This window comes from Pseudoalteromonas phenolica (assembly GCF_005886345.1).
Classification (GTDB): Bacteria; Pseudomonadota; Gammaproteobacteria; order Enterobacterales; family Alteromonadaceae; genus Pseudoalteromonas; species Pseudoalteromonas phenolica_A.
In genome coordinates this window covers 1-1,410 of record NZ_PNEC01000058.1, presented here as the reverse complement: position 1 = coordinate 1,410, position 1,410 = coordinate 1, and the positions used below count along the sequence as shown (strand labels likewise).

The 1,410-nt window shown below is 42.8% G+C and carries 1 protein-coding gene; it reads left to right on the top strand.

The genetic code is table 11. The features are described 5' to 3' along the window. Positions 1-78: 78 nt before the first annotated feature. Positions 79-1,098, top strand: a complete 1,020-nt coding sequence (locus CWB72_RS18070; protein WP_138634345.1) for an IS110 family transposase — start codon at positions 79-81, stop codon at positions 1,096-1,098. The last annotated feature ends 312 nt before the right edge of the window (positions 1,099-1,410 follow it).

Below are 1,410 nucleotides of genomic sequence, written 5' to 3'. Positions count from 1 at the left end.
AACGAATGAGATGGACTCCCCCTTTCTAGGCACTTGTGCCATGTTTAAGGTGCGACACTCAAATAAGAGGAATCCATCATGAATAACATTAAAACACTTGGTATCGATTTAGCAAAAAATACATTCAGTCTTGTCGGAATGGATAAGTATGGAAAGGTTGTGTTCAGGAAAACATTATCCCGTAAAAAGCTACTCGCCTTTATTGCACAACTCAATCCTTGCTTCATCGCCATGGAAGCATGCTCTGGTGCACATTATTGGGCGCGAGAGTTTAAACTTCTTGGTCACCAAGTGGCGATTATCGCCGCTAAGTTCATCGAACCTTTTCGTACTGGCGGCAAAAATGATAATAACGATGCCGAAGCTATTTGTGAAGCCGCTATGCGACCTAATATCTGGCATGTCCCTGTAAAAACCGCCGAACAACAAGCTGTTATGACGCTCCATAGAGTTCGGCAAGGCTTAGTTAAAGAGCGCACCTCGATGATAAATCAACTTAGAGGCTTGCTGAGCGAGTTTGGTATCATCATCCCCAAAGGCCGTTACAGTTTACATGATGTCATTGGTGATATCTTAGAAGACGCTGATAATAAACTTCCCCATCTTGCTCGAGAGATGACAAGTAATCTATGGCAGCGAATTAAACAAGCAAATGAACAAATACTCAGTTATGACCGAGCTTTATCAAAACAAGTCAGAGAAGACTCTGTCGCCAAGCGCTTGATGACCATTCCTGGTGTCGGTGAGCAAGTTGCAACTGCTGTTACAGCAAATGTGCCTGACCCTAGGTTATTCAAAAATAGCCGCCAATTCTGTGCATGGTTAGGATTAGTACCTCGCCAGTTCACCACAGGTGGCAAAATACGACTCGGAAGAATTACTAAGCGTGGTGATAAATATCTACGAATGTGCCTCGTTCATGGGGCAAGAGCTGTCATGGCAAACCTAAGAGAAAAAGAAGACAAAGTCAGTTGTTGGATACGTGAGCTTATCGCTCGTCGTGGATATCTCAAAGCCGCTGTCGCATTAGCAGCAAGAAACGCCAGACTTATTTGGACGCTGATGGTTAAACAAGAAGATTACAAGGTCATTAATTAGTCTAAATGACTATATGCCATTTATTAAAGCAACCATTATGAAGTAACATGATTTATTTAGTTTAGAGGGTTTATCTGTTTTACCCGAGTCCTGCGAAGGCATCGATGACAATTAGGTCAGACCGAGGAAGCCATAGCCTGTTTATGGCGGGTGAGCTTAAAAAGCTCGTCTAACGAATAAGGCACTCTTCCTAGCGAATACTCATCTAGGTCCGAGTTTAACACTCAATCAATAGGCCGAATGTAGAGGTGCAGTCTTATATCTAATTATCAAAGATGAATTCGTTGACAATCGGGGGAGTCCATGTAGCTT